The sequence below is a fragment of the Cryobacterium sp. TMN-39-2 genome, assembly GCF_004402745.1.
Taxonomy (GTDB): domain Bacteria; phylum Actinomycetota; class Actinomycetes; order Actinomycetales; family Microbacteriaceae; genus Cryobacterium; species Cryobacterium zongtaii.
The window spans coordinates 43,076-64,665 of the sequence record NZ_SOFX01000006.1; the positions used below are offsets into that span (position 1 = coordinate 43,076).

The following is a 21,590-nucleotide window of genomic DNA, read 5'->3' on the forward strand; positions in this document are numbered from 1 at the left end:
CTTGACTCCCGGCAAGGCCCTCACGGCAAACCCGAAGGTAGTCCGGTCAGCCCGGTCAGCCCGGTCAGTCCGGTCAGCCCGGTCAGCCCGGTCAGTAGGGGAAGATCGTCAGCCAGTCGCGGTTGTGGGCGTGCACCAGCACGAGGAACACCGCGAGGTCGAAGAGCAGGTGCACGCAGACCACGTAGGTCAGCGATTTCGTGATCGAGAAGGTGTAGCCCTGCAGCAGGGCGAAAGGGATCGTCAGCAGCGGCCCCCAGCTGCGGTAGCCGAGTTCCCACAGGAACGAGACGAAGATCACCATCTGCAGGAGGTTCGCCGTCCAGAAGGAGAAGTGCCGCCTGAACAGGGCGAACACCGTGCAGATGAAGAACAGTTCGTCCCAGATGCCCACGAATCCCACGCCAACGAAGAGCCGGCCGAGCTCGTCGGGCGCGCTGATGCTCGGCCAATTCAAGTAGGCGCCGGAGCGGATGAAATAGCTCGGCAGAATGAGGTACCCCAGCAGCAGCACACCCACCAGGTACCAGCGTTCCAGAGTGGTCCAGCGCTGCCCGGTCTTGATCGGGAACCAGACCTGGCGGTCCCCGAAGGCGCGCCGTGAGATGAGGTAGGGCACGGCCACCGCGGCCGAGAGCACCACCCCCATCAGTGCCATGTTGGAATAACTGATGTCGGCCTCGACCGAGATGGTGCTGATGATCAGGAGCCCGACCGCTATGAGGAGCAGGTCGCGGAACAGCGCCCGGTCCACCAGCACGGCCACGAGCAGGGCCGCCGCGAGCGTGGCGTAGCCGGGCAGCGGCATCCGCAGTGCGAACAACAGCACCGCCGAGGTCGAAATCAGTGCCGCCGCCAGCAGGCGAAGCGGCGCGTTCGCGGATGCCCGCTCCGGCGTCGCCGGAGCATCCACGGCGGCTTCGTCTCCCATCATGCAATTCTGGCCGAAACCACCGCCAGGGTAAACAGTGCTCCGCCGGGCCGCCGGGGGAGGCCCCCTGCCGGACCGGGCCATCGGGCACTAGGTTCGGTGAATGGCGACGAACCCTTCTCACGAGCCGGGCCCGACCGGCGCCCTCGAACCCGGCTCACTCGAGCCTGGTGACAACGGTCACCTGGATCCCGTCGTGCTGGCCGCCCGCCTCATCGCAATCGATTCCACCAACCCCGACCTCTGCCCGGACGGCGCCGGCGAGGCCGAGATCGCCGACTGGTGCGCCCAGTGGCTGGCCGCGCGAGGTTTCGAGGTGCATCGGCTGGAGGAACGCACCGGCCGGCCGTCCATCGTCGGCATCAAGCGCGGCACCGGCGAGGGTGCCTCCCTGATGCTCAACGCCCACCTCGACACTGTCGGGGTCGACGGCTACGAGGGCGACCCGTTCTCCGGCGCCCGGCACTCCGACCGGGTGCACGGTCGCGGTGCCTTCGATACCAAGGGAGGCCTGGCCGCCGTCCTGGTCGCCGCGCACCGGGCCACCCTCACGCCGCTGGCCGGCGATCTGCTGGTGACGCTGGTGGCCGACGAAGAATTCGGCAGCCTGGGCACCGAGGAGGTGCTGCGGCGGTTCACCGCCAACGCGGCCATCGTCGTGGAGCCGAGCGAGCTCAGCCTCACCGTCTGCCACCGTGGTTTCGCCTGGTTCGAGCTCACCCTGCACGGGCGGGCGGCCCACGGGTCGATGCCCGGCCAGGGCGTCGACGCCATCCGGCATGCCGGCCTGGTGCTTCAGGGCCTCGATGAGCTCCGGGCCGGCATTGAGCAGAAACCCGCGCACCCGCTGCTCGGCCACGGCAGCGTCCGGGTCGCCACGATCACCGGCGGTACGGATGCCGCGACCGTCGCCGCGAGTGCCACCCTCACCATCGAGCGGCGCACGCTGCCCGGCGAGACCCCGGAGCGGATCGAGGCCGAGCTGCGGCACCTCCTCGATCGCCTGGCCCGTGACACCGCCGACTTCCGCTACGACCTCACCCGTCTCGTCGCCCGCGGCGCATTCGAGGCCGATCCAAACTGGCCCATCGTGCGCCTGCTCGACGAGCAGGCCGAACGGGTGCTCGGCCACGCTGTCGTGCAGAGGGGCGAGCCGTTCTGGACCGACGCCGGCCTGGTCCGGGAGGCCGGCATCCAGTGCCTGCTGTTCGGGGTCGACGGCGCCGGAGCGCACGCCCGTGTCGAGTGGGCCACGGAGTCGTCGATCCATCAGGTCGCCGAGATCCTCGAAGACACCATCGTCGCATTCTGCGGTTGACATTGACGCAGCGTCAAGAATTATCCTGGACGTCGTCGGGCGGCCCGCCCGACGCCGCTACCGAAAGGAGCGCGACACAGGTGGACCACTCGATCCAGGACATCGCCCGGCTGGCCGGAACCACGAGCCGCACCCTGCGCCACTACGGCGCCGAGGGGCTGCTCCCACCGAGCCGGATCGCAGCCAACGGCTACCGCTACTACGACGACCGGGCGCTCGTGCGGCTGCAACGCATCCTGTTGCTGCGCGCGCTGGGCCTCGGGCTGCCGGCGATTCGTGGTGTGCTCGACCGCGAGACCGACGAAGCGGCGGCCCTGCGATCGCACCTCGGCTGGCTCGAGCAGGAACAACACAGTTTGCAGCGTCAGATCCGGTCGGTGCGAACCACCATCACAGCTTTGGAGAGAAAGGACCAGCTCATGGCAGAGGCGATGTTCGACGGCTTCGACCACACCACTCATAAGGAGGAGGTCGAACAGCGCTGGGGAGCCGACGCCTACGCCGGCGGCGACAGGTGGTGGCGGGGCATGAGCCCCGCGCAACGTGCCCAGTGGCAGGCGACGACCGCCGCGCTCCAGGCCGACTGGCAGGAGGCCGCCGCACGACAGATCGCCCCCGCCGGTGCCGAGGCGCAGGAATTAGCCAGGCGGCATGTGGAGTGGCTCGATGGTGTGCCCGGCATACCGCGAGAGAACGGCCACCCGGCCGCCGCCTACGTGCGCGGGCTCGGCGAGATGTACGTCGCCGACGACAGATTCGCGGCCCACTACGGCGGCCAGGCCGGGGCCGGCTTCGTGCGTGACGCCCTCGCGGCCTACCTGGACCGCACCCTCTAACGAGGCGGCGTCCATCCCGCGAGAGCGGGAAAGTGGTCGCTTCCGCCGGCCGAGGTCGCCACAGGGCCGCTTTCGCGAGCTACGCGGGATCGAACGCGGGGGTCGGCGCCTCACGACGGCTGCGGTCCCTGGCGAACAGAGGCAGCGTCCACTGACAGAGCGGCCCCACCAGGAGGGCGAACAGCACGGTGCCCACCCCGACGTTGCCGCCGAGCACCCAGCCGGTCGCGAGAACCAGCCCCTCGATGCCGGTGCGCACCGTCCAGATCGGCCAGCCGGTGCGGGCGTGCAGCCCGGTCATCAGGCCGTCGCGCGGACCGGGGCCGAGTCCCGCACCGATGTAGATACCCGAGGCGATGGCCAGCAGCAGCAACCCGGCGGCGAACAGCAACACTCGCAGCCACAGGGCGAGGTCTGCCGGCACCAGCCACAGGCCCACATCCGCCGCCGGGCCCACAAGCACAGCGTTCAGGACGGTGCCGATGCCCAACCGCTGCTTGAGCGGGATCCACAGCAGCAACACGATGCCGCTGATGATCGTGGTGATGACTCCGAAACCGAGGTGCAGTTGCCCGTCGATGCCCTGGGTCAGTACGTCCCACGGGGCCACCCCGATCGCGCCGCGCACGATCAACGCGATACCGATCCCATAGAGGAAGAGGCCAATGATGAGCTGAATCACACGACGGGTCATAAGAGTCAATCCAATTGCATCAGCACCCTGTCCTCAAGTAGCCAATTTGCCTAGAGTGGCTTCATGTCGTCGAACCAGCTCACCGCCCGCGGCCTGGAGTCATTGCTGGGCGACTGGCGCACGGCGGGCAGCGCCTACCGGGCGTTGGCCGACCGCATCCGCCTGCTCACCCTCGACGGCCGCATCCCCACCGATAGCCGGCTGCCCGCGGAACGCGACCTCGGCATCAGGCTGGGGCTCAGCCGCACCACGGTCACGGCCGCGTACCGGCAGCTGCGCGAGGCCGGTTATCTGCACAGTGTGCAGGGCTCCGGCAGTGTCGTCCGTCTGCCCGGGGTGACCGTCGTGGCGGATGCCGCGGTGCCGGCCGGCGTGCTCGATCTCGGCCAGGCGGTGCTGCCCGCCTGGCCCGGCCTCGCCGAGGTGGCCGCGCTCGCCGCGGCGGACCTGCCGGCGCACCTGACCGGCTCTGGCTTCGACCCCGTCGGCCTGCCCGAACTGCGCCGGGCCATTGCCGACCGCTACCGGGCCAGGGGGCTGCCCACCGAGCCCGAACAGATCATGGTCACCGTCGGCGCCCAGCACGCCATCGCCCTGCTCGCGCGGGTGCTGATCAGCCGGGGCGACAGGGTCCTCGTCGAGACGCCGACCTACCCGCATGCCTACGAGGCGCTGCGGGCGGCCGGCGGTCGCCTGATGCCGGTGTCAGTCACCGCCGCGCTGCCCGGCGCGGACGCCGGCTGGGACGAGTCGGCGTTGTTGCAGACGATCCAGCGCAGCAATCCGGTGCTCGGCTACCTGATGCCCGACTTCCAGAATCCCACCGGGCAGACCATGCCCGTTGCCCAACGAGAACGGGTGCTGGCCGCGGCTGCCCGGCAGGGCACCGTGCTGATCAGCGACGAAACCATCGGCGAACTCGACATCGACCGGCCGGGGGAGTTCGGCCCGTTCGCCGCCTCGGCCGACCCCGACCGGCCCGACCTCGCCGTCACCGTCGGGTCGGTGGGTAAAACGGTCTGGGGCGGTCTGCGGGTGGGCTGGATCCGGGCCGACCCCGGCCTGATCCGCAAGCTGGCCGCGGCCCGGCTCGCCAACGATCTCGGCACCCCGGTGCTGGAGCAGCTCATCGTCACGCGGCTGCTGCGGGAGCTGCCCGAGATTCTCGAGTCCCGCCGGACGCTGTTGCGGGCGGGGCGGGACCGTCTCGTGACGGGTCTGAGCACGCGGTTTCCCGACTGGCAGGTGCCCCACGTGGACGGCGGCGTCACCCTGTGGGTCAACCTCGGCCGGCCGGTCAGCTCCCAGCTCGCCCTCGCGGCGCGCACCCAGGGGCTGCTGCTGCCGGCCGGCCCGCGCTTCGGCATCGACGGAGCGTTCGAGAGGTTCCTGCGCATCCCGTTCTGCTCCGGTCCCGACGAGATGCCGCGTGCCCTCGACGCCCTCGGGCTGGCCTGGGAGTCGCTGCTGCGGCATCCAATGCCCGACACCGGGTACCTCGCCGATGTGGTCTGACCGTAACCAGACCGTCACATCTCACGGCTGCCGGCCCCGCTGGTGGCTACTGTGCAATGGGATACTGATCGGGTGTATTTTCTCTCGGTCTTGAGCATGAAGAACCGGGCGCTCATCGCGCTCATCACCATCGTCGCGGCCGTTTTCGGCTCCCTCGCGCTGACCAGCCTCAAGCAGGAGCTGATCCCCTCCCTGCAGCTGCCGACGCTGCTGATCTCGACGAGCTACCCGGGTGCCTCGCCCGAGGTGGTCAACGATGACGTGTCCACGCCGATCGAGACCGCCATCCAGGGCATCGAGGGCCTGGAATCCACCTCCACCACCAGCAGCACCAACTCGTCGCTGGTCAACGCCACGTTCACCTACGGCACCGACCTGGTCAAGGCCGAATCCAAGATCAGCCAGGCCGTCAACCGCATCAAGACCACCCTGCCCGCCGACCTCGACCCCCAGGTGATCAGTGGCAGCATCGACGACTTCCCGGTGCTGTCGCTCGCCGTGTCCGGCGGCGACGCCGACACCATCGCCGACCAGCTCACCCGCGGCGTCCTCGGCGACATCCGCGACATCGACGGGGTGCGCGATGCCGCCCTCGTCGGCGACATCGGCCGGCGCGTCACCATCACGCCGGATGCCGCGGCCCTGGCCGCGCGCGGCCTCAGCGCGAGCGCTATCCGGGACGCTCTGCAGCAGAACGGGTCGCTCATCCCGGCCGGTTCCCTCACCGAGAACGACACCACCCTGTCTGTGCAGGCCGGCACCAAGCTCGGCTCCGCCGAGGAGATCGCCGCGCTGCCTCTGATCGCCGGCGCCGCAGCCGGCCTGTCGCCCGCGGCGGCCGGACCGGTCTCGATCGGCGACGTCGCCGCTGTCGCGGTGGTCGAGAACCCCGTCACCAGCATCTCCAGGGTCGACGGCGAACCAGCCCTCACCATCTCGGTGACCAAGGTGCCGGCCGCGAACACCGTCGACGTCTCGACCGCCGTGCGCGCCATCCTGCCGCAGCTCGAAGACGCCGTGCCCGGCACCACCATCACCGTGGTCTTCGACCAGGCCCCGTTCATCCAGGAGTCCATCGACGCGCTCACCCAGGAGGGCATCCTCGGCCTGGTCTTCGCGGTCCTGGTGATCCTGGTCTTCCTGTTGTCGGTGCGCGCCACCCTGGTCACCGCGATCTCCATCCCCACCTCGGTGCTCATCACGTTCATCGGCCTGCAGTCGGTGGGCTACTCGCTCAACATCCTCACGCTCGGCGCCCTCACCATCGCGATCGGCCGAGTCGTCGACGACTCCATCGTCGTCATCGAGAACATCAAACGGCACCTGGTCTGGGGCGCCGACCGCGCCGAGACCATCGTGCGCGCGGTCCGAGAAGTGGCCGGCGCCATCACCGCCTCCACCATCACCACCGTCACGGTATTCCTGCCGATCTCGTTCGTCGGCGGCTCCACGGGCGAGCTTTTCCGACCGTTCGCGCTCACGGTCACCATCGCCCTGCTCGCATCGCTGTTGGTCTCACTCACGATCGTTCCGGTGCTGGCCTACTGGTTCCTGCGCGCGCCGAAGCCCGCCGCCGCCGAGCCGTCCCCGGACGGTCAGGCAATCGCCGCGTCCGCCGCCATCAGCGCCGCGCCAGTCACCGCCCCGCCAGTCACAGCCATGCCAGTCGCAGCCGTGCCACTCACAGCCGCGCCGGTCAGCGCCGGGACCGCACCGGCCGCCGTCGCACCGACCACCTCGTCCACGCCGACCACCCGCAACCGGCACGCCGCGCCAGACGCCGACGGCTTCGACGAACGCGATGCCCGCGAACAGCCCAGTCGTCTGCAGCAGGGTTACCTGCCGGTCATCCACTGGACCCTCAGGCACTACGTGGCCACTCTCTTGCTCGCCGCACTGGTCCTGGTCGGCACCGTCGCCATGCTGCCCTTCATGAAGGTCAACTTCCTCGGCTCGACCGGCCAGTCCACCTTCCAGGTCAGCCAGGAGCTTCCGGTGGGCACCAGTCTCGCCGCCCAGGATGCCGCCTCCACCGCGGTCGAAGACACCGTCCGCGCCGTCGACGGGGTGAGCATCGTGCAGGTTTCCATCGGTGGCGGCAGTGCGTTCGCGGCCTTCGCCGGTGGAGGGTCGTCCTCCAGCACCGTCACCTACTCGGTGACCACCGACGATTCCGCGGATGCCGACGCGGTCCAGGTCGAGGTGCGCGAGCAGCTCGACACCCTCGACGACGCCGGCGAGATCACGGTCTCGTCCGGGGGCGGCTTCGGCGGCTCGTCGGACATCGAAATCGACATCACGGCGGCGTCCGGCGCCGACCTGCAGACCGCATCCGACGATATTCTCGCGGTCGTCGGCGAGCTCGACTCCCTCACCCAGGCCAGCAGCAACCTCGCCGCCTCCCGCCCGTACGTGGCCGTGACCATCGACCGCAGTGCGGCGGCCGCCGCCGGGCTCAGCGAATTGGCCCTCGGCACGCTGGTGTCACAGGCGATGCAGCCCAGCACGATCGGCTCGATCGTGATCGACGAGGCCACCCTGTCGGTCTACCTGCAGTCGGGCTCGTCCCCGACCACCACGGCGGAGCTCGCCGCCCTGCAGATCCCCACTCTCGCGGGGCTGGTCCCGCTCGACAGCCTGGCCGCCGTGCAGCAGGTCGACGGACCGTCCACCCTCACCACCACCAAGGGGCTGCGCACCGCGACGATCTCGGCCACGCCCAACAGCGACGACCTCGGTACCGCCACCGCCCAGGTCACGACGGCCCTGGCCGACACCGAGCTGCCCACCGGCGCCACGGCGAGTCTCGGCGGCGTCTCGGCCGACCAGACTGACGCGTTCCAGCAGCTGGGCATCGCGATGCTCGTCGCCATCCTGATCGTCTACATCGTCATGGTCGCCACCTTCCGGTCGCTGTTGCAGCCGCTGCTCCTGCTGGTATCGGTGCCGTTCGCGGCGACAGGGGCGATCGCGTTGCAGGTGGTCACGGGCATCCCGCTCGGCGTCGCCTCATTGATCGGCGTGCTGATGCTCATCGGCATCGTCGTGACCAACGCCATCGTGCTCGTCGACCTGGTCAACCAGTACCGGCGCCGGGGGCAGAGCGTCTACGACGCCCTGGTGCACGGCGCGTCTCGCCGGTTGCGGCCGATTCTGATGACGGCGCTCGCCACCATCTTCGCCCTGTTGCCCATGGCCGTCGGGCTCACCGGACACGGCGGCTTCATCTCGCAGCCGCTGGCGCTCGTCGTCATCGGCGGCCTGGTGTCATCGACGGTGCTGACCCTGGTGGTGCTGCCGGTGTTGTACCTGGTGGTCGAGGGCGGCCGGGAGAGCCGTCGGATGCGACGTTCACTGCGCTGATCTAGCCGATCCCGAGTCCGATCCCGCGGTCGGTGAAGAAGGGGAGTGGGTCGAGAGCTATGGCGTCGACGCGCACCTCGAGGTGCAGGTGGCAGCCGGTGGAGGAGCCGGTGCTGCCCACTCCGGCGATCACCTGACCGGCCGTGACCCTCTGGCCGGCAGCCACGAGGGTGGCGTCGTCTGCGATGTGGGCATAACCGGTGGTCACCCCGTCGCCGTGGTCGATCAGCACCCAGTTGCCGTAGGTCCCGAATCGGCCCGTCTGGGCGACGACACCGTTGCTGGCGGCGTACACCGGGGAGCCGCACGCGGTGGCGAGGTCGGCACCCGAGTGGAACGGCAGAACGCCGGGTAACGGCAGCTCAGGTCGGGGGCCGAATCCGTCGGTAAGGCTTCCCACAGCAGGAGTGGCCCAACCCTGGTCACTCAGCCGGGCACCGAGGGTGCCGGCCAGCTGGCTGACCGCCTGAGTAGCGCGGTCCGCAGAGGCCTGGACGGAATCGGCCAGCGCCGCCTCGGCGTTCGTGCTGGCGGTTGCGAAGGCCGCGGTGGCCTGGCTCAGCGACACCTCCGCGGTCGCGAGGGCGTCCTGCTGCTCGGTGACGGTAAAAGCCAGCGCCGCCGTCTGCGCGGTGGCGAGGTCGGCCTGCAGGGTGGCCGCACGTTGGCTGTCCCTGTCGACAAGGGCTCGGATCTCGCTCATATTGCCCGCCAGCATCGAGATCCGGTCGACGGTTCCCAGCCGGGAGAGCAGGTCCGCCGAGCCCCGATCGCTGAGCAAGGCGTCCAGTGCTGCCGTGCCGGAGCCCTCTTGCACCATCGTTCGCACCAGGTTGGCCATCGTGCGCGTCGATACCTCTGCGCGAAGTGCGGCCGCGTCGGCCAACACGCGAACCTCCTCGAGCCTGGTGAGGGCGGCGGTCTTATCGGCCATCGTCGCCGCGAGATCGAGTCTGGCGGCGTCGTAGGCCGACTGGGCGTTGGCGCGGGCGCCCTCCGCGGCCGCGAGAGCGGATGCTGCGCGGGCGGCATCGAGCGAGGGAGCCGCCACCGCGGTGCTCAGCGGCCTCGTCGCGCGGCCGGGCGAGCGTGGGGCCGGAGACGACGGCCTTGTTGATGTCGAGGGGATGTTTTCTGGGCTCGTGGGGGGCGTGAGTGGAGACGTCGGGGGCGTGGAGTCGGTGGGCGGATCCGTGGGTTGGGGGGTTGGCTGCGGGGTCGGCGTAGGCTCCGCCGTCGGCTCCGGGGTGGGCGTCGGCTCCGGGCTCGTCGGGTCACCCGGCGTTGGCGGACTGGTCGGGCTGGGGCTGAGCGGCGGCCCGGACGGCTCCGGGGACACGCCCGGCTCCGAAGGTTCGTCGATCGGTGACTCCGTCGGTTGCGGAGTCGGGGTCGGGGTGGGCGGTGGGGTGTCCGTGGGTGTGGGTGTGGGTGTGGGTGTGGGTGTGGGTGTCGGATTGTCGCTTGGCTGGCGCGTGCCGGTAGTCGTGCCCGTGGCAGCGGCGAGGGTTGACGCGGCGTCCATGCTTGTCGGCGCGCCCGCCGTGAGGACCGTGGAACCCAGCACGAGCAGACCCGCAATGGCGGTCGTTCGCAGTCGGCGTGCGCGCAGGACTCGGTGTGCAGCGCAGCCACGCGACGTCAGGGCCATGTCCGAATCGCAATCCCGAGCGGTAGAAAGTTGGCCGGTCAACCGGCAGTGGCGCCAGTATCGCACCGCGCCCTGGCGGCCGCTACGCGTCCGGCCGTACCGATGAATCGGCCGTTCCAGCGCTCCAGATCGAGCTGGAGTCGGATGACAGAACTGGCCTCACTGGCCCTACTGGGACTGCGGGTCCTACTGGTCCTACTCGCACTGCGAGGTCCTACGGGTTCAACTGGCGCTACTGGTATTTGCGGTGTCGTGACCCGCCGTCCGGTCAGGTCCTGTCGGTCGGCTCCTGTTTCCGATGTTGCTCCTGCGTGGCTGGGTTCTTGCTGGGCATTTCGATGAGTGTTTGGCCGGGGTCGATGGTTGCCGGTGGTCGTAGCCAGTATTGGTCCTGGTGTTCGAGGATTTGCCAGCCTTGGTTGTGTAGTAGTCGGTGGTGGGGGTTGCAGAGCAGGATGCCGAGCCGGAGGTCGGTGCTGCCGTGGTCACGGGCCCAGTGTTGGATGTGGTGGGCTTCGGTGAGGGTGGGTGGTTTGTCGCAGTCGCCCCATCGGCAGCCGCCGTCTCGGGCGGCTAGGGCGATGCGTTGTGCGGGGGTGAAGAGGCGTTCTTCGCGGCCGACGTCGAGGGGTTGGCCGGTGGGGTCGAAGGTGATGTCGATGGTGCCGGAGTCGCAGATGAGTCGGTCGATGGTTTGCTGGGACACGGGTGCGGGGTTGCCTTCGAGGTAGCCGTGTCCGGTGCCGTCCGGTAGTGGGGCGAGGATGTCGGCCGGGTCCTGCAGGTGCACCTGTTTCCCGGGCGGCGGTGTGGGGGTGGGGCTGAGGGTTGTGAGGATGCGGACGGCGGGTTTGCGGCCGCCGAGCATGCGGTGGGGGTTGGCCTTGGTGCCGGCTGTGAGCAGGTCGAGGAAGTTGTCAGCGGTGAGTTGGTCGGTGCTGCGGGGGTCATCGCGCACGGATTGGGCCCATTCGGCGCGGGCCGGGTCGACGAAGTGCACTCCGCCGCGGCGGGGGCTGGTGAGGCTGTCGAAGGTGGAGACGATGAATTCGCCCTGCTCGGGCGGGAACAACCCGTTGATGCAGACCTGCCCGGTGGGTAGTTTCCAGACTCGCAGGTAGCGGTCGTCCCAGGCTTTTTGTTCTCGGACCGCGATGCCGGCCTCGTCGAGGCTGTCGCGCATCCGGCGGGAGCGTTTGAGGAGGTGGTCCACGGTCATCGTGCGCGCTTGACCGAGCAGGGTGTGCACGGCGTCGGTGAGGGCTGGCCCGGTGACGACGGTGTCGACGTCGCCCAGCCCGGTGCGGATCGCGTGTGCCGCGGCCACCGACAGGGTGCCGTCGGCGATGGCGTGCGAGATGGGCGTGTACCAGGGCAGCAGGACCGGCTCGCCACCGGCGAAGGCCGCCTCGGGTTCGTCAGTCTCGGCGGGTTCGCCAGGCTCGCCGCCCTCGTCGGTCCCATCGACGAGCCGGCGGGCGGCTTCCTCCTCGGCCGCTGCTACGGCTTCGGCCTCGGCGGCTTCGGTGCGCGCGAGCATCCGGCCCACGTCGACCAGCTTGCGCGCATCGGTCTTCGTCGCCCCGGTCACCTTCTGAATCAACGCGTCGGGCGACAGGAAGCCTTGCTGAGCGGCCAGACCCTGCTGGCCCAGCTCCGGCCGGGACCGGTACGCGAGAGTCTTCGCCAGCCACACCGCCCGGGTCTCGACCAGGTTGCGCAACCGGGCCAGATCACGTTGACCGGTCAGAACCTGCGTATCCGACAGGGCGTCGTAATCGGCGCTGCAGCAGCCCAACCCCGACACGGCCTCGACCGCCACCGCCAGCGCATCCGCCGACCCGTCAGCACCGGCCACAGCACCGACCACAGCACCGACCACAGCACCGGCCACCGGTCCGGGCGGAGCGCCGGGACCAGGGGTGAATACATCTTCGATGGTGGACACGCAAGCAGAGTATCCCGACATCGAACCCGTGTGTGATAAAACCTCGAGTTGTGGATAACTCTTTTCGAGCCGTGCGCCGGGCTCAGTCCGTGTCGAGGTGCTCGTGCAAAAAGGCCGACACCGCACCGCGCATCGCCGCATCGAGGATGCCGATGGAGTGCAGGCTGCCCGGCACGGTGACGAGCTGGTTGACGATGCCGAGGGCGTTGAGCTCCGCGGCGAAGCCGGTGGACTGGCTCAGCGGAATGAACTCGTCAGTGGACGCCCCGACGAAGACGGGCGGGTCGGTGCGATCCAGCGACCTGACGGCCGACGCGTCCCGGGCCGCCCGACAGTCCAGCAGCGATTCGCAGTCCAGGTAGTCGAGCACGATCTGCTCAAGCCCAGAGGAGCCGCCGGCCACCACGATGCCGTCGTAGCTCAGGTCGACGGGCCCGGAGAGCTCGGCAACTGCCGCGACCCGGCTGCCGTCGGTGAGCGATCCACTGCCGCGGGCACCGAGCAGCGTGGCCAGGTTGCCGCCCGCCGAGCCGCCGAAGGCACCGATTCGGTCGGGGTCGACGCCGTAGCGCTCGGCATTGGCGCGCATCCACTCGACGGCGCGGCCCAGGTCTTCAATGGCAGCCGGAAAACTCACCGCCGGCACCAGCCTGTAGTTCACCGAGTACGCCACGAACCCCTCGGAGGCGAGCCATTCGCAGACATTGCGCCAGTCGCTGTTGCCTTTGTCGCCGCGAGCCCAGCTGCCGCCGTGGATGGAGAGCACCGCCGGCCGGAGGGTGGCTTGAGAGGGCGTCTCGGTGTCCGTGCCCGGTTCCATCGCGCCAGCGGTGGCCGGATCCGCGGATGCGTCGTCGGCGGGAGCCGCCGTCGGCTCGGGCTCAGCGGACGGATCGGGCGCGGCCGTTTGGCCGGCCGCCGCGTCCCCGGTGCCGCCGTCCACGTCAGCGGTTGACCCGGCATCCGCTTCCGGCGGCGAGCAGACGTCGAGGGTGAGCTGGGTGCCGTCAGGCTGGGTGGCGTAGACGACGTCCTCATCGATCACGGCGTCCCCGGGCGCGGTGAAGGTGCGGATGCCCACGATCGCCGTGGTGTCGACCTCGCTCGCGGTTCCGCCGGCCTGTGCGGGCGCCACCGGGCGCAGGTTCCAATGCAGGCCGCCGAGCAAGGCGGTGGCCACGACGGCCATGCCGCCGGCATAGGCGACGAAGAGAACGAGAAAGCGTCGGGAGCCGAGTCCGATGATGCGGCGACCGTTACTCACGGATGCTCCTGAAATGTGCTGGGTGCGGGTGCTTTCGAGAATAGATCGGTCGGGCCCGGCCCGCTAATCGGCGGGCGTCAAAACGCCGGCCGGGCGCGTCGCAGAGCGGCCCGACGGCGGCCTCAGCGGGGCGTCAGGCCTTCGCGGGGACGTCGCGGGTAATCCCCGGGCTCAGAGCGGCGAGCATCCGGGTGACGTCGAGGGCCGCCGCGCTGGCCGCGACGATGGCTTCCGCACCCAGGTCACGGTGCTCATGGATCGCCTGGGTCATGGCGGCTGCGGCATCCTCGGCCGCCCGCAGGGTGTCGAGACTCGGTTCCCCGGTGTCCCATTCATTGACCAGGGTGGCCGTCGCCCGCACCGCCGCACTCAGCGCCGGTCGCAGCGCCGCCGGCAGTTCCACGGGCACCGGTGTACCCCAGGCCGCCCCAGCGAGCACGTCGGTGAGGTCGCGCACATAGAAGGTCGCGTTCTCGAGCGCCGCCAGGTCGTCATAGTCGGTGCTGAGATCGTGCGGCCGGATGCGCGCCCGCGGGTTGATCCGGCGGCTCTCGTCGGCCTCCGCCAACGCGCGACGCACGGCGGTGCTGGTGCTCGCCAACGTGGCGCCCTGCTTGGACCATTCGCCCTCCTCGGGCGGCCAGCTCGCCTCGAGCGCGTCGGCAACCGAACCCAGGTGCAATCCGAGCGCACTCCGCAACCTGGACAATTCCTTCACCGCGGCAGTCACCCGCAGCGGGGGTGCGACGAGGAGGTTCACCGCCAGCCCGACAACGATGCCCAGGGTCATCTGCGAGACGTATCCGATCGAATAGCCGTCGGCGTTCGGACCGCCGACGATCAGCACGAACAGTCCCGCGATCGGCACGTACTCCCGTCCGGCGCCCAGCTGGCGGATGCCGCCGAACAGCATGCCGATCCCCACCACGAGCGACACCGTCAGCACGCTGGGTTCGCTGAAGATGATCACCGCGGCCGCCAGAGCAATGCCGATCACCAGCCCGGCAAGGGTCTGCATGGCGTTCTTGATCGACCCCATCAGGGTCGGGAAGCTGGCCACGATGACGCCGAGCGGCGCGTAGTAGGGGTAATCGTTGGCGACGCCGGGCATCAGGGGGGCGAGCTTCCAGGCGATCGCCACCGCAACGGCCGTCTTCACGGCCTGCAGAAGGCGGGGATGTGCCACAGCGGTCTTCACCAGGCCACCGGTGGCACGCGGGGAGAGATCGGGAGTGCGCATCGAACGAGTCTGCACGATCCCCGGCCTCCCGCCCAATCGCGGCGGGCCCCGCAGGCCCAGAGGTTTCGGCGCCATCGGCATAGAATCGCGGCATCACCTGGGCCTGTCCCCGCGGGGAGAGCTCGAAAAGGAGGCGTCGTGAAGATTGCGATAGCGGGAGGAACCGGCACCGTCGGGCGTCACGTCACCGACCTGGTCAGCCGTCTTGGGCACCAGCCTGTCGTCCTCGCCCGGTCGACCGGACTCGACCTCGTGACCGGAGACGGGCTCTCCTCGGCGCTCGACGGTGTTGACGGGGTCATCGATGTGGTCAACACCTCCACGTTGTCCGCTAAAGCGTCCACCCGCTTCTTCGGCACGGCCACGGCCACTCTGCTCAGGGCAGAGGCCGCCGCCGGGGTGCGGCACCACGTCACCCTCTCGATCGTGAATGCCGACACGGTCTCCGCCGGGTACTACGCGGGCAAGGTCGTCCAGGAGGAGACGGTGAAACGCGGCGCCGTGCCGTGGACCATGCTCAGGGCCACGCAGTTCCACGAGTTCGCGGCCCAGACCCTCGGGCGAGGCTCGCGCGGCATCCTCACCCTGGTGCCCGTCATGCGAACGCAGCCCGTGGCGGCGCGGGAGGTTGCCCAGCGGCTCGTCGAGCTTGCGGTGGGCCCGCCGCGCGGGCAGGTGCCCGATCTCGGCGGCCCACGGGAGGAACGCCTTGTCGACATGGTGCGCGACTACGCCCGAGTCACGCGCACTCATACCCGCATCGTGCAATTCAAGCTCCCAGGCCGAATGGGCACCGCGATGCGAGACGGCACCCTGTTGCCGGCCCCCAACACCGAACGCGGTGCCCAGTCCTTCGCACAGTGGCTCGACGGCATCGCGCACCCAAAGTCGGCCGGCTAGCAACCGTGACTTTTGGGACTCGATAAGGTAACGTAGACAAGTCGGCTCTTGACACCGCGTGTTTCATTGTGTGCGCGGATGGGTTTGTAAGTCAGGATGGGCCGGTTTCCCAGTAATCCGCTGGTGAAAAATCACTGTATGTGAACGGCCCCGGCCATAGACTGCCCGGGTTCTCAGGTTGCGTCGCCGTGCGACGCACTACTGCCATGTACTCAACACAACCCAGAAATACTTCTATGCCTTCTAGCAAGAAGCCGGCCGTCGGCCGCGCAGCCAAGAACTTCGACCCGAGCCACTCCAAGGGCGGCCCCAAGGGCGCACCCAAGGGCGGCAGTAAGAGCCCCGGACACCGCGGCTACCGCGCAGACGAGGGCGCTCCCAAGAAGCAGCGCTGGAACGCCGACGAGCGCGCAGCGCGCTCCGGTGAGCGCTCCTCCTCCGACCGTCCCGCCTACGGTGACCGTCCCGCCTACGGTGCCCGCACCGAGCGTCCGGCCTCCAACGAGCGTGCCCCGCGCACCGACCGTCCCTCGTACAACAACGACCGTCCCGCTCGCGGCGACCGTCCCTCCTACAACAACGACCGTCCCGCTCGCGGCGACCGTCCCTCCTACGGCGACCGTGCCCCGCGCACTGACCGTCCCTCGTACAACAACGACCGTCCGTCGTACGGCGACCGTGCCCCGCGCACCGATCGCCCGTCGTACAACAACGACCGTCCGGCTCGCACCGAGCGTCCGTCCTACGGCGACCGTGCCCCGCGCACCGACCGTCCGTCGTACAACAACGACCGTCCGTCGTACGGTGACCGTGCCCCGCGCACCGATCGCCCCGCCTACAACGACCGCAACAGCGACCGTCCGGCCCGCACCGAGCGTCCGTCCTACAACAGCGACCGTCCGGCCCGCACGGAGCGTCCGTCCTACGGCGATCGCCCCGCCCGCACCGACCGCCCGTCGTACAGCAACGACCGTCCGGCCCGTGGCGAACGTCCCGCGTACAGCAATGACCGCGCGGCCCGCAACGACCGTTCCAACGACGGCGGCCACTCCAGCAACTTCTACCCCGACCGCGACTCCAAGCCCAAGTTCGCCGCCGGCGACGACGTGGTGCTCGAGCGCCTCGAGGCCATCGCCACGACCGCAGAAGATGTTGTCGGCGTGACGTTCGGCGACCTCGGGCTCGGTGGCAACATCGTGCGCGAGCTCGCTCTCCTCGGCGCTCCGTCCCCGTTCCCGATCCAGGCCGCGACCATCCCCGATGTGCTCGCCGGCCGCGACGTGCTCGGCCGCGGCAAGACCGGCTCCGGCAAGACCATCGCGTTCGCCGCTCCCATGATCGAGAAGCTCATGGAGAACAACGGCGCCAAGGACCGCAAGATGGCCCGCAAGCCCCGCGCGCTGATCCTGGCCCCCACCCGCGAGCTGGCCCTGCAGATCGACCGCACCGTGCAGCCCATCGCGCGCAGCGTCGGCCTCTTCACCACCCAGATCTACGGCGGCGTTCCGCAGTACCGCCAGGTCAGCGCCCTCCAGCGCGGCGTGGACATCATCATCGGCACCGCCGGCCGCATCGAGGACCTCGTCGAGCAGGGTCGTCTCGACCTGTCCGAGGTTGTCATCACGGTCCTCGACGAGGCCGACTACATGTGCGACCTGGGCTTCCTTGAGCCGGTTCAGCGCATCCTGCGCCTCACCAAGAAGGGCGGCCAGCGTCTGCTGTTCTCGGCCACCCTCGACAAGGGCGTCGCCTCGCTGGTCAAGGAATTCCTGACCAACCCAGCCGTGCACGAGGTCGCCGGTGAAGACCAGGCCTCCAGCACGATCGACCACAAGGTGCTCCTCATCGAGCACCGCGACAAGGCCTCCATCATCGGCCAGCTTGTCGACCGCCAGGGCAAGACGCTCATCTTCAGCCGCACCCGCGCCTACGCCGAGCAGCTCGCCGACCAGCTCGAGGACGCCGGCGTCAAGGCCACCAGCCTGCACGGCGACCTCAACCAGGCCCGCCGTACCCGCAACCTGCAGATGCTCACCAGCGGTCGCGTCAACGTTCTCGTCGCCACGGACGTCGCCGCCCGCGGCATCCACGTCGACGACATCGACCTGGTCATCCAGGCCGACATGCCCGACGAGTACAAGACCTACCTGCACCGCGCCGGCCGCACCGGCCGCGCCGGAAAGTCCGGTACCGTCGTCACGCTGATCCCCAAGCAGCGTCGTCGTCGCATGGAAGACCTGCTCGACCGGGCCGAGATCGACTCCAGCTTCACCTCGGCCACGCCGGGCGACGCCTCGATCACCGCTCTGGCGAACCTGTAACACCAGCGCACAACCGGCAGGGCATCCGTTTCGGCGGGTGCCCTGCCGGCGGTTAACCGGCGCGCGAATCCGTCGCGCACGATCGGGGATGCGGTACGGTTTTGTCGTTCGCGTGCTCCCTCACAATTCGGGTTTGTGACAGCGCGCGCGAGCACAGGATGTCTGTGGGGCATCCGCGGGTGCTCCACAGATATCCGCCCGGCCTGGTCAGGGGGGGGGGGGGGGGGGGGGGGGGGGGGGGGGGGGGGGGGGGGGGGGGGGGGGGGGGGGGGGGGGGGGGGGGGGGGGGGGGGGGGGGGGGGGGGGGGGGGGGGGGGGGGGGGGGGGGGGGGGGGNCGGCGGCGGCCTGACCCTCCGGGCTGGCCACGTAAGCCAGGTAGGCCGCGACGAGCTCGGCCTGGTCGGCGTCGGGATAGTCTTCGCAGGCGATCAGGTAGCTCACGAGCACCAGCGGGTACACGCCGGGGGCCGTGGAGGTGCGGTCGACATCCACCACCAGGTCGTTGGGGTTGTCCCGCTCCACCAGGGGCGAGGCATCGATGATGGCCGCAGCGGCCTCGGTGGAGTAATCGACGAACTCGTCGCCCACCTGCAACGCCGCGACAGAGAGGTCACCGACCCTGGACGCATCCGCGTAGCCGATGGTGTTGTTGCCGTTGGCGACGGCGCTCACGACGCCGGAGTTGCCTTGGGCGCCCTCACCGGAATACGGAAACGCGTCGGCAGGCTCGCTCGTCCAGATCTCCGGCACCCGAGCGATGCACCGCGGAGATCTGTTCGTCGGGCAGGGTGGCGTCGGGGTTCAGGTCGACGAGGGCGGGGTCGTTCCACCGCGTGATCGCACCGGAGAAAATGTTCGCGATCGCCGCCGGATCCAGGCGCAGGTTGTCCACGCCATCGACGTTGTAGACCAACACCAACGGTGACACGTAGACGGGCAGGTCGATGGCGGCGGACCCCGGCGCGCAGGCCGCGAACTCCCCGGCCAGTTCCTCGTCGCTGAGGGCGGAGTCGGAGCCGGCGAAGTCGACGCCTCCGCCGATGAACTGTTCCCGGCCCGCTCCCGAGCCCGTCGGGTCGTAGTTGATCGTCACGCTGGCGTTGGTCCGTTGGAACTGCGACACCCAAACGTCCTCGGCGGAGGCCTGCGCGCTCGACCCGGCACCGTCCAGCGTGCCGGCCAGAGTGCTCGTCTCGTCACCGGATTCGTTGGCGGCGCAACCCGACAGGAGCAGGGCGGCCACCGCGATCGACGTGCCGAGGGAAAATGCCGGGTGCCTGTTTGGTGCCATCACGGTTCCCATTCTGCCCGACCGGCGCCGCGTGTTCTCCGAGAGGCAGCTGAACGGCGCGGTCCTGATAGATTCGAGGAACCGCGACAAAGGGAGAATCATGACCACACGCTGGGCGCGCTTCGCCCGTGGGTGGATCGTCGCGGCCGTCTCCACGTTTGTTGCCGCGTTGTCGCACACCGTGGGTGGCGGAGGCGTGCCCGGCCTGTTGGCCGTGGTCGTGTCCCTGGCTTTCGCCGGGATCGTCTCCATCGCCCTGTCCGGCCGCACCCTGTCCACCTGGCGACTCACCGCGGCGGTGCTGCTGAGTCAGCTCATCTTCCACGGGCTGTTCTCCTTCGGCAGCGCGGGCGGCGCCCTGGTGACCACGGATGCGTCAACCGCGCACGCCCACAGCGCGGGCAGCGTCGCCGTGCTGGTGCCATCATCGATGCAAGCCGGCACCATGTCCGGAGCCGACCACGGGCTGATGATGACCGGGGCCCACGTCCTCGCCGCCGTGGTGACCGTCCTGGCGCTCCGCTTCGGCGAGCGGGCCTTCTGGGGTCTGTTCAGCACCGCGACGGTGGCCCTGCAGGCCCTCGTGCGGATCCTCGTGCTCACCCCGATCCCGAACATCCCCCAGACGATCTCGGCGTCCTCGGCCGCTCTGCCGCCCCGCGACCTTCTCGTCCTGCTGAGTCCGATGCGGCATCGCGGGCCGCCGGTGCACCTGTTCGCCTGAGCGTCACGCTCGGCCACCTTCAGTCTTCGCACCTCTTATATATATGTCGACCCATCCGTCGGCCGCCCCGTCGAATTTTCGTACCGAGCCTCGCCGTGCCTGTCGGCCCCGCGCGGGCTGCGGCCACGATTCGACCTCTCGCGTGTCGACCGGCCACAAAACCAAGGACCCATCATGAAGCTCTCCACGCCCGTCTTCGCCGCCACCGCCCTTTTCGGAGCCGGCCTGCTCGCCCTGTCTGCGCCGCTGGCCGCCAGCGCCCACGTCGATGTCGAACCGTCGTCGACCGCCGCCGGCTCCTACAGCTTGCTCACCTTCTCGCTCGGCCACGGCTGCGACGGGTCGGCCACCACCGGCATCACCATCGACATCCCCGACACCATCACCAGCGTCACCCCCACCATCAACCCGGGCTGGGACATCACGCCACTCACCGACGGCCAGGTCTCCTACACGGCTCTCACCCCGCTCGCCGACGGCCTGCGCACCACCTTCGTACTCAGCCTGCAGATCCCCGAGGACGCCGCCGTCGGCGACACGCTGGCGTTCCCCGTGCTGCAGTCTTGCGAGGTCGGGGAGACCGACTGGTCAGAGGCCGTCGTCGAGGGCGAGACCGAACCGGCCCACCCGGCCCCGTCGCTCACCGTCACCGAGGCCGGCGCAGAGTCCGGCCACGGTCACAATGCCGCTGCCGCAGCGGATGACGCCGCCGCGACCGAGCCGACCGCCACCGACGATGTGCTGGCCCGGTTGCTCGGCATCGGCGGTCTCATCGTCGGCGCTGTCGGCCTCGTGGTCGCCGTCGCCGCCCGCCGCAAGAACGCAGCATAGAGCTCCCCATGGCACCCATCCGAAACAGCCGCCGGCACGCCCGCATGCTGAAGCGGTCGGCGCTGGCCGGGGTCGTGCTGGCCGTCGCCAGTCTCGGCGCAGCGGCCGCCCCGGCGTTTGCGCACAACTACCTGGTCGGCTCGACGCCGGCGGCGGGTTCGATCGTCACCGAGCAGCCCGGGACCGTATCGATCACCACCAACGACAATCTGCTCGACCTCTCGGGCCAGGGCGAGGGCAGTGTCATCCAGGTCACCGGCCCGGCCGACGCGCCGAGATACTACGGCGACGGCTGTTCGACGATCGCCGGGCCCACACTCGAGACCGCGGTGCAGCTCGGCCAGCCGGGGGAGTACACGGTGACCTGGCAGGTCGTGTCGACCGATGGGCATCCGATCTCGGACACCTTCAGCTTCACCTGGCAGCCCGACGCGGCCCAGGTGCTCAACGAGGGTTCCGCGACCGCGCCCGAGTGCGCCACCGCTGGTTCAGGCCAGACCGGACCGGCCGACCCGGATGCGGCCGGCACCGATGTCTCGGAGTCCGGCTCGGCGGTCGACGTCACCGACCTGCTCTGGATCGGCGGAGCGCTCGTGGCAATCCTCGCCGCGATCGGCGTGACCCTCCTGCTGCTGCGCCGTCCCACCCCGAAATAGCCATCACCCCATCCCGCAGAGGGCAATTTCGCGAAAGCGGTGGAACGGTCACCTCGGGTGCTCCGAAGCAACCACACCACCGCTTTCGCGAGAGCTGCGGGCGGGC

The 21,590-nt window shown here is 69.6% G+C and carries 17 protein-coding genes; 9 read left to right on the forward strand and 8 right to left on the reverse strand.

Annotated elements, in window-relative coordinates; all coding sequences use genetic code 11:
* Positions 1 to 91: 91 nt before the first annotated feature.
* Positions 92 to 934 (reverse strand): CPBP family intramembrane glutamic endopeptidase, encoded by an 843-nt coding sequence (locus tag E3O57_RS01445; RefSeq protein WP_370028185.1) that lies wholly within the window; start codon positions 932 to 934, stop codon positions 92 to 94.
* 100 nt (positions 935 to 1,034) lie between these two features.
* Between E3O57_RS01445 and E3O57_RS01450 the strand changes: the two genes are divergently transcribed.
* Entirely contained in the window at positions 1,035 to 2,249 is a 1,215-nt protein-coding gene (locus tag E3O57_RS01450) for a M20/M25/M40 family metallo-hydrolase (protein ID WP_103478553.1), read from the forward strand.
* A gap of 80 nt (positions 2,250 to 2,329) precedes the next feature.
* Positions 2,330 to 3,085, forward strand: a complete 756-nt coding sequence (locus tag E3O57_RS01455; RefSeq protein WP_103478552.1) for a MerR family transcriptional regulator — start codon at positions 2,330 to 2,332, stop codon at positions 3,083 to 3,085.
* Positions 3,086 to 3,164: 79 nt separating this feature from the next.
* On the opposite strand, the gene E3O57_RS01460 is transcribed toward E3O57_RS01455, so the two are convergent.
* Entirely contained in the window at positions 3,165 to 3,779 is a 615-nt protein-coding gene (locus E3O57_RS01460) for a YitT family protein (protein ID WP_088457370.1), read from the reverse strand.
* A gap of 63 nt (positions 3,780 to 3,842) precedes the next feature.
* Between E3O57_RS01460 and E3O57_RS01465 the strand changes: the two genes are divergently transcribed.
* Together E3O57_RS01465 and E3O57_RS01470 are read left to right on the forward strand one after the other, a co-directional pair.
* Positions 3,843 to 5,294 (forward strand): PLP-dependent aminotransferase family protein, encoded by a 1,452-nt coding sequence (locus E3O57_RS01465; protein ID WP_103478551.1) that lies wholly within the window; start codon positions 3,843 to 3,845, stop codon positions 5,292 to 5,294.
* 72 nt (positions 5,295 to 5,366) lie between these two features.
* Complete coding sequence (locus E3O57_RS01470; RefSeq protein WP_103478550.1) at positions 5,367 to 8,657, forward strand: efflux RND transporter permease subunit; 3,291 nt, start codon at positions 5,367 to 5,369, stop codon at positions 8,655 to 8,657.
* A gap of 1 nt (position 8,658) precedes the next feature.
* On the opposite strand, the gene E3O57_RS01475 is transcribed toward E3O57_RS01470, so the two are convergent.
* The 4 genes from E3O57_RS01475 to E3O57_RS01490 all read right to left on the reverse strand — a co-directional run bounded on the left by E3O57_RS01475 (position 8,659) and on the right by E3O57_RS01490 (position 14,760).
* Positions 8,659 to 9,708, reverse strand: a complete 1,050-nt coding sequence (locus E3O57_RS01475) for a M23 family metallopeptidase (RefSeq protein WP_103478549.1) — start codon at positions 9,706 to 9,708, stop codon at positions 8,659 to 8,661.
* 868 nt (positions 9,709 to 10,576) lie between these two features.
* Positions 10,577 to 12,256: an HNH endonuclease signature motif containing protein gene (locus E3O57_RS01480; RefSeq protein ID WP_166804754.1), complete on the reverse strand. Its 1,680-nt coding sequence runs from the start codon at positions 12,254 to 12,256 to the stop codon at positions 10,577 to 10,579.
* Between the two features lie 82 nt (positions 12,257 to 12,338).
* Entirely contained in the window at positions 12,339 to 13,520 is a 1,182-nt protein-coding gene (locus tag E3O57_RS01485) for an alpha/beta hydrolase (RefSeq protein WP_103459364.1), read from the reverse strand.
* 133 nt (positions 13,521 to 13,653) lie between these two features.
* Entirely contained in the window at positions 13,654 to 14,760 is a 1,107-nt protein-coding gene (locus tag E3O57_RS01490; protein WP_103459363.1) for an aromatic acid exporter family protein, read from the reverse strand.
* Between the two features lie 138 nt (positions 14,761 to 14,898).
* Between E3O57_RS01490 and E3O57_RS01495 the strand changes: the two genes are divergently transcribed.
* Both E3O57_RS01495 and E3O57_RS01500 read left to right on the forward strand, forming a co-directional pair.
* Positions 14,899 to 15,660 carry an SDR family oxidoreductase gene (locus tag E3O57_RS01495; RefSeq protein WP_103478547.1) on the forward strand — a complete coding sequence of 254 codons (762 nt, stop codon included), beginning with the start codon at positions 14,899 to 14,901 and terminating at the stop codon, positions 15,658 to 15,660.
* A 236-nt stretch (positions 15,661 to 15,896) separates the two neighbouring features.
* Complete coding sequence (locus tag E3O57_RS01500; RefSeq protein ID WP_134456552.1) at positions 15,897 to 17,981, forward strand: DEAD/DEAH box helicase; 2,085 nt, start codon at positions 15,897 to 15,899, stop codon at positions 17,979 to 17,981.
* A 52-nt stretch (positions 17,982 to 18,033) separates the two neighbouring features.
* On the opposite strand, the gene E3O57_RS19200 is transcribed toward E3O57_RS01500, so the two are convergent.
* Positions 18,034 to 18,732: a substrate-binding domain-containing protein gene (locus tag E3O57_RS19200; RefSeq protein WP_174776296.1), complete on the reverse strand. Its 699-nt coding sequence runs from the start codon at positions 18,730 to 18,732 to the stop codon at positions 18,034 to 18,036.
* Positions 18,680 to 19,273 (reverse strand): extracellular solute-binding protein, encoded by a 594-nt coding sequence (locus E3O57_RS01515; protein ID WP_166804755.1) that lies wholly within the window; start codon positions 19,271 to 19,273, stop codon positions 18,680 to 18,682. The genes E3O57_RS19200 and E3O57_RS01515 overlap by 53 nt, the downstream gene beginning before the upstream one ends.
* A gap of 100 nt (positions 19,274 to 19,373) precedes the next feature.
* Between E3O57_RS01515 and E3O57_RS01520 the strand changes: the two genes are divergently transcribed.
* The 3 genes from E3O57_RS01520 (at position 19,374) to E3O57_RS01530 (ending at position 21,484) form a co-directional block, all read left to right on the forward strand.
* Positions 19,374 to 19,997: a hypothetical protein gene (locus tag E3O57_RS01520; RefSeq protein ID WP_103459359.1), complete on the forward strand. Its 624-nt coding sequence runs from the start codon at positions 19,374 to 19,376 to the stop codon at positions 19,995 to 19,997.
* A 174-nt stretch (positions 19,998 to 20,171) separates the two neighbouring features.
* Positions 20,172 to 20,828: a YcnI family protein gene (locus tag E3O57_RS01525; protein ID WP_103459358.1), complete on the forward strand. Its 657-nt coding sequence runs from the start codon at positions 20,172 to 20,174 to the stop codon at positions 20,826 to 20,828.
* Positions 20,829 to 20,836: 8 nt separating this feature from the next.
* Positions 20,837 to 21,484 carry a copper resistance CopC family protein gene (locus E3O57_RS01530; protein ID WP_241990259.1) on the forward strand — a complete coding sequence of 216 codons (648 nt, stop codon included), beginning with the start codon at positions 20,837 to 20,839 and terminating at the stop codon, positions 21,482 to 21,484.
* Positions 21,485 to 21,590: the final 106 nt, after the last annotated feature.